6 protein-coding genes and 4 tRNA genes are annotated in these 6,479 nt (G+C 45.7%); 1 reads left to right on the forward strand and 9 read right to left on the reverse strand.

Features of this window, described 5'->3' with window-relative positions:
* Window positions 1–7: 7 nt before the first annotated feature.
* The 7 genes from rplC to IEY18_RS16935 form a co-directional block, all read right to left on the reverse strand.
* A complete protein-coding gene (gene rplC / locus IEY18_RS16905; protein ID WP_188923012.1) occupies window positions 8–646 on the reverse strand; it encodes a 50S ribosomal protein L3 in 639 nt (212 codons plus the stop codon).
* Between the two features lie 27 nt (window positions 647–673).
* Window positions 674–985 (reverse strand): 30S ribosomal protein S10, encoded by a 312-nt coding sequence (gene rpsJ / locus IEY18_RS16910; RefSeq protein ID WP_011070616.1) that lies wholly within the window; start codon window positions 983–985, stop codon window positions 674–676.
* A 346-nt stretch (window positions 986–1,331) separates the two neighbouring features.
* The gene (tuf, locus tag IEY18_RS16915; RefSeq protein WP_188923014.1) at window positions 1,332–2,516 is read right to left on the reverse strand and encodes an elongation factor Tu; all 1,185 of its coding nucleotides are present in this window, start codon (window positions 2,514–2,516) and stop codon (window positions 1,332–1,334) included.
* A 110-nt stretch (window positions 2,517–2,626) separates the two neighbouring features.
* A tRNA-Thr gene (locus IEY18_RS16920) sits at window positions 2,627–2,702 on the reverse strand.
* A 9-nt stretch (window positions 2,703–2,711) separates the two neighbouring features.
* Window positions 2,712–2,785 (reverse strand) — tRNA-Gly (locus IEY18_RS16925).
* 34 nt (window positions 2,786–2,819) lie between these two features.
* A tRNA-Tyr gene (locus IEY18_RS16930) sits at window positions 2,820–2,904 on the reverse strand.
* Between the two features lie 7 nt (window positions 2,905–2,911).
* Window positions 2,912–2,987 (reverse strand) — tRNA-Thr (locus IEY18_RS16935).
* A gap of 233 nt (window positions 2,988–3,220) precedes the next feature.
* Here IEY18_RS16935 and coaA point away from each other — a divergent pair.
* Window positions 3,221–4,171 (forward strand): type I pantothenate kinase, encoded by a 951-nt coding sequence (coaA, locus tag IEY18_RS16940; protein WP_188923016.1) that lies wholly within the window; start codon window positions 3,221–3,223, stop codon window positions 4,169–4,171.
* Window positions 4,172–4,214: 43 nt separating this feature from the next.
* On the opposite strand, the gene birA is transcribed toward coaA, so the two are convergent.
* Entirely contained in the window at window positions 4,215–5,177 is a 963-nt protein-coding gene (birA, locus tag IEY18_RS16945) for a bifunctional biotin--[acetyl-CoA-carboxylase] ligase/biotin operon repressor BirA (protein ID WP_188923018.1), read from the reverse strand.
* Window positions 5,167–6,189 carry a UDP-N-acetylmuramate dehydrogenase gene (gene murB / locus IEY18_RS16950; RefSeq protein WP_188923021.1) on the reverse strand — a complete coding sequence of 341 codons (1,023 nt, stop codon included), beginning with the start codon at window positions 6,187–6,189 and terminating at the stop codon, window positions 5,167–5,169. The genes birA and murB overlap by 11 nt, the downstream gene beginning before the upstream one ends.
* Between the last annotated feature and the right edge of the window lie 290 nt (window positions 6,190–6,479).

A 6,479-nucleotide genomic window follows, 5' to 3' on the forward strand; every position in this document is an offset into this window, starting at 1 on the left:
CTCAGACCTAAGCTTTAACTGCAGGCTTGATGATCAGGTCGCCATTAGTAGCGCCAGGTACGGCACCTTTTACTAATAGCAGGCTACGTTCTGCGTCTACACGCACAACTTCTAGGTTTTGAGTCGTTGTACGCTCAGCGCCCATGTGACCTGACATTTTTTTGCCTTTAAATACGCGACCTGGTGTCTGGTTCTGACCGATAGAACCATTCGAGCGGTGCGCCAATGAGTTACCGTGAGTCATGTCTTGAGTACGGAAGTTCCAACGCTTAATACCGCCTTGGAAGCCCTTACCTTTAGACTGACCAGTAACATCTACTTTCGCTACTTCAGCGAAGATATCTACGTTAAGCTCAGCACCAACTTCAATGCCTTCGCCTTCACCATCTGCCAAACGCATTTCCCACAAACCACGGCCGGCTTCAACGCCTGCCTTAGCAAAGTGACCTGCTTCTGGTTTAGTGACACGATGGGCTTTTTTGGTACCTGTTGTGACTTGAAGACCACGGTAACCGTCATTTTCCAGAGTTTTCACCTGGGTAACGCGGTTCGCAGCTACTTCAATTACAGTAACAGGTATTGATGCGCCGTCTTCTGTGAAGACGCGCGTCATGCCTACTTTACGACCAATAAGACCGATAGCCATCTCTCAAACCTCTTCTAAGGATCTCAATTAACCCAAGCTAATTTGTACGTCGACACCAGCTGCTAGATCGAGACGCATAAGAGCATCAACAGTCTTTTCAGTTGGTTCTACGATGTCAACTAAGCGCTTGTGAGTACGTAGCTCGTACTGATCACGTGCGTCTTTGTTGACGTGCGGAGAGATCAAAACGGTATAACGCTCTTTGCGCGTTGGTAGTGGGATTGGACCACGTACCTGAGCGCCAGTACGCTTAGCAGTTTCAACGATTTCCGCAGTAGACTGATCGATCAAGCGGTGATCGAAGCCTTTCAAGCGGATACGGATTCTTTGGTTCTGCATTGACCAGAGCTCCTAAAATTAACACATAAAAAATCACCCTCTAGCTTCTTCCATTCTGGAAAAGCAGAGCGAGATGATTTAACCGTTCGACTCACAAATCGGAGCCGCTGTTTATACCTAACCCAATTGGTTAAGCTGTTTTTTTTCGCTTATCTATGTAAGCGAGACGGGTATTATACTGATCCGCTAACGGATTACAACCCCGTTGTTCAATTCATCCGCAAAAATACGGTCTGAACAAAGTGGCGGCTATTATACCCACTCAAGACTCAATTACCAGCTTTATCACCGGCAATAAAAAAGGAAGCCGAAGCTTCCTTTTTCAATGTGCTGTTAAGCTTGCCGATTATTCAACAATCTTAGCTACAACACCCGCACCTACTGTACGGCCACCTTCACGGATTGCGAAGCGTAAACCTTCGTCCATCGCGATTGGGCAGATTAGCGTAACAACCATCTTGATGTTGTCACCTGGCATTACCATTTCTACGCCTTCTGGAAGCTCGATAGTTCCAGTTACGTCAGTTGTACGGAAGTAGAACTGTGGACGGTAGCCTTTGAAGAATGGCGTGTGACGACCACCTTCTTCTTTCGAAAGTACGTATACTTCTGATTCGAAAGTTGTGTGTGGGTTGATTGAACCAGGCGCTGCCAATACTTGACCACGCTCAACTTCATCACGCTTAGTACCACGTAGTAGTACACCACAGTTCTCACCTGCACGACCTTCGTCAAGCAGCTTACGGAACATCTCAACACCAGTACAAGTTGTCTTCGTAGTTTCTTTAATACCTACGATTTCTACTTCTTCACCAACCTTGATGATACCACGCTCAACACGACCTGTTACTACTGTACCACGGCCTGAGATTGAGAATACGTCTTCGATTGGAAGAATGAATGCACCGTCGATTGCACGCTCTGGCTCTGGGATATAAGTATCTAGAGCTTCAGCTAGTTCGATGATTTTTGCTTCCCACTCTGGCTCGCCTTCTAGGGCTTTAAGCGCAGAACCTTGGATAACTGGTAGGTCATCACCTGGGAAGTCATACTCAGAAAGAAGTTCACGAACTTCCATCTCTACTAGTTCTAGTAGTTCTTCATCGTCAACCATGTCACATTTGTTCATGAATACGATGATGAAAGGTACACCAACCTGACGTGAAAGTAGGATGTGCTCACGAGTCTGTGGCATTGGACCATCAGTAGAAGCTACAACCAAGATTGCACCGTCCATCTGTGCTGCACCGGTAATCATGTTCTTAACATAATCCGCGTGACCTGGGCAGTCTACGTGTGCATAGTGACGTGCTGGTGTGTCATATTCGATGTGAGAAGTATTAATTGTAATACCGCGCTCACGCTCTTCTGGAGCGTTATCGATAGAAGCGAAATCTTTAACTTCACCACCATATGTCTTAGTCAATACTGCTGAGATTGCTGCAGTAAGAGTTGTTTTACCATGGTCAACGTGACCGATGGTGCCCACGTTTACGTGAGGTTTACTACGTTCAAATTTTTCTTTAGCCATGGTATTAGCCCCAATCCAAGATTGTTGGTGATTCAAAAATCATATAGCAAAAATCCGACGCCTCATGGCATCGAATCGATTAACAGGTACTTAGGAAAGGTTAAGCCGGCTGGTGCTGATAGGCAGATTCGAACTGCCGACCTCACCCTTACCAAGGGTGCGCTCTACCAACTGAGCCATATCAGCGAACAAATTTGGAGCGGATGGCGGGAATCGAACCCGCGTTATCAGCTTGGAAGGCTGGAGTAATACCATTATACGACATCCGCGCAACCTACTTAGGCTACCTAACTACCTAGAATATGGTGGAGGGAGAAGGATTCGAACCTTCGAAGGCTGAGCCGTCAGATTTACAGTCTGATCCCTTTGGCCACTCGGGAACCCCTCCAGTAAAATGGTGCCGGCACCAAGAGTCGAACTCGGGACCTACTGATTACAAGTCAGTTGCTCTACCAACTGAGCTATGCCGGCGTGTCATTTCGGTAGCGGATATTAGGTAAATGTCGGCTTGAGTGCAATAGGAAAATCAAAAATAACTAAAAAAAAGTGTTAAACGGCGCTTTTTTGCCCGTAAAAGGCTCCTTTCATGTGAGATCTGCGCATTAGAGCAACAGGAGATACACAAGCCTATGACATTTTTGCATTCTCTATTGTTCCCCCTAAAGTCATGGTGTAATGTTTCGGCTCATGCCGAAGGAAGACCAATGCAATCTGAACATTCACTGCAACATGCGCTTTATCATAGCTTCTCTCAAACCGACTGGGCACAATTGCGTGAATCAGTGCCACTGACATTGAATGAGGCAGAACTTGTTGCGCTTCGAGGCGCCAACGAGCAAGTCTCTCTCTCAGAAGTTACAGACATTTATTTACCATTAAGCCGTTTACTTAACTTAATTGTAGAAGCCAAACAAAGCCGCGGGCTCGTTCTCAATGAGTTTTTGGGGCAAAAGCCAACAAAAAGCCCATATATTATTAGCATTGCAGGAAGTGTGGCCGTTGGCAAAAGCACAACAGCTCGAATATTACAGGCTCTCCTTCAACAGTGGCCAGAGCACCCTAAAGTCGACTTGGTTACAACGGATGGGTTTCTCTACCCATTAGTAGAGCTTAAGCAAAGAGGATTATTACAGCGTAAAGGCTTCCCTGAGAGCTATGATTCAAAGATGTTGCTCGACTTTATCGCAGAGCTTAAATCAGGGAAATCCGATGTTGAAGCTCCCCTTTATTCCCACGTCACTTACGATCGGCTAACAGACAAAAAACAGGCCATCAATCAGCCTGACATTCTCATATTAGAAGGGCTGAACGTATTACAAACTGGACTTGACGCTCCTGTAGATACCAAAAGCCCATTTGTTTCCGATTTTGTTGATTTCTCAATTTATGTTGACGCAGATGAAAACTTACTAAAACAGTGGTACTGCGAACGATTTTTGCAATTCAGGAGTGGCGCTTTCGCCAATGAAAATTCATATTTTCATCATTATGCAAGCCTCTCTGATGGTCAGGCCCGTAAGATCGCTTCCCACATTTGGGACACTATTAATGCACCTAACCTACAACTCAATATTAAGCCAACCAGAGAAAGAGCCAACCTTATTTTGAATAAAGGACAAGATCACCTCATTAAGCAGGTCTTATTGCGTAAATAGGTTCAGCCCGTCACAAACAAAGCAGGCCTTTTTGCCTGCTTTGTTACGACATCCCTCTAAGACTGATCTCACCACCCACAAACGTCTGTATACCTTCATCATTTTCAAGTATTACGGCGCCAGCAGAATCAATCCCCCGACATAAGCCTTTGATAACTTTGTCCCCTAATATCAACTGAATTGGCTGGCCGTAGAATATATCTGAGGCTTGCCATCGCACCATAAAGGCCGAGAGCCCCTGTTGTTCAAATAATCGGATATCCAATTGCAGCTGTTTTTGCAGTGCAATGACCAGCTCGGTCTTATCAAGATCGATCCCCGATTCAGACAAGTCACTCCATGGCTGATTGATATGTTCTGCTTGCTGGCTTGGCATCGCAAGATTCATCCCGATACCGATCACTAAGTTACATTCACTGTCCGCTTGACCGCTCATTTCAATTAAGACGCCAGCTAGTTTTTTATGTTGATAATAAATGTCATTTGGCCATTTCAAGCCAACTTCAGTTACCCCATTGTTTTCTAGCACCGTTGCTAACGAACAGGCGACCACCAAACTTAATCCCATGGCTTGTGCCATTCCTTGCGGAAAGCACCAGTACATCGAGCAATATAGGTGACTTCCATAAGGGGATTGCCAGCGCCGACCACGACGACCACGCCCCGCCGATTGATATTCTGCGACACAAATATCGCCACTAGCCAGCTCTCCCGCATGTTTGAGCATAAAAGCATTCGTGCTATCTAAATCATCGAAATAGAAGCTGCGATTATCAATCCCTGCAATCAATCGCTCCTCATCGATTAAAGACAAGGGGGATGCTAACTTATAACCTCGGCCTTTTACGCTATAAATCTCTACGCCATATTGCTCTAAACCTGCTATGTTTTTACTCACTGCGGCGCGACTCACACCAAGCTCTGTTGCTAACCACTCACCTGAAACAAAATCTCCAGCGGCCAAGTACTTCAATATTGCACGCTTTCGCAGCCAACTATCCTTCATATTCAAGTACTCCTTCGCCAAACGCTGTTAGTACACGAGGCTCAACCTCAAGCTTCACACCGTAGAACTCATAAACTTGTTTCATAATCAACTGCGCTAGCTGACATATATCTTGGCCACTCGCTCCACCATAGTTGACGAGTACCAATGCCTGTTCTTGGTGAACACCGACCGAGCCCAGCCGCTTCCCCTTCAAACCCGCATTATCAATTAGCCAACCTGCAGCAAGTTTTATGTCACTCCCATGGGGGTATGCTACAACGCTAGGATACACAGCTTTAATGCGCTCATATTCTGCGATCGATACGATAGGGTTTTTGAAGAAACTGCCAACATTTCCTAACTGGCGCGGATCAGGTAGTTTATTTGAGCGAATATCACAGACAGCTTGAAACACCTGTTTTGGCTCTATCTGCTGCCCTGAAAGCCCCTGTAGAGGGCCATAATCGATATTTGGCTGCCATGACTTAGTCAATTTTAATCCAATGCGAACAACCACGGCCCGGTCGCGTAGTGATTGCTTAAAAATTGAATCACGATACCCAAAACAACACTCTTGATTAGATAATCGAACCAACTCCCCAGATTGTAAATCTAGGTATTCAACCCACTCGCAAACTTGATCAAACTCGACCCCATATGCACCAATGTTCTGGATCGGAGCTGCGCCGGCAACACCGGGGATCAATGCTAAATTTTCTAGACCAGGAACCCCTTTGTCTAGGAGAGTGGAGACCAGATGGTGCCAATTTTCGCCAGCTTCGACACTGACATGATAGTTCTCATTGGTTTCCCGAATTTCAACACCCCGCGTCTCTATCCGAATAACCACACCTTGAAAATCTTCCGTTAGCACGATATTACTTCCGCCACCGAGAATGAAGAATGGAACATTTTTTGAGGAATAGGATAAGCACGCTTCTTTTAACTTTTCATAAGTATCTACTCGGATCAGCGTAGAACAGGATTGCGCTAGGTTTAAGGTATTGAAAGGCTGCAGGGAAGTGGTCATGAAAAGGCTAGGCTATGAGTAAAGTGTAAGCATTGTACATCCTCCACCAAAACAATTCACCCTGCGGCAAGGAAGTCCGGCATTTACAAAGCCCAGCAAGAGTTGAATAAATAAAACTAGCTATAGAGCTGATAGCGCAAACTCATAGTTTTGGGGATAAGCGGAACACCCTACGAAGGTTCACACTAGACGAAGACTGAAAAAACACGCACAAAAAAGCCCGCTGCAGTGCAGCGGGCTTTCTCATTTCTCTTACGAGAATAATTAGGCGCCTGGAAATGAATACTGCG

Origin of the sequence: Shewanella gelidii (assembly GCF_014647855.1) — a bacterium.
In the GTDB taxonomy this organism is placed as follows: Bacteria; Pseudomonadota; Gammaproteobacteria; order Enterobacterales; family Shewanellaceae; genus Shewanella; species Shewanella gelidii.

Bases quoted from the DNA above. Each gene is read 5' to 3' on its own strand.
- rplC (WP_188923012.1), bottom strand. From the start codon at position 646: ATGGCTATCGGTCTTATTGGTCGTAAAGTAGGCATGACGCGCGTCTTC.
- rpsJ (WP_011070616.1), bottom strand. From the start codon at position 985: ATGCAGAACCAAAGAATCCGTATCCGCTTGAAAGGCTTCGATCACCGC.
- tuf (WP_188923014.1), bottom strand. From the start codon at position 2,516: ATGGCTAAAGAAAAATTTGAACGTAGTAAACCTCACGTAAACGTGGGC.
- coaA (WP_188923016.1), top strand. From the start codon at position 3,221: ATGCAATCTGAACATTCACTGCAACATGCGCTTTATCATAGCTTCTCT.
- birA (WP_188923018.1), bottom strand. From the start codon at position 5,177: ATGAAGGATAGTTGGCTGCGAAAGCGTGCAATATTGAAGTACTTGGCC.
- murB (WP_188923021.1), bottom strand. From the start codon at position 6,189: ATGACCACTTCCCTGCAGCCTTTCAATACCTTAAACCTAGCGCAATCC.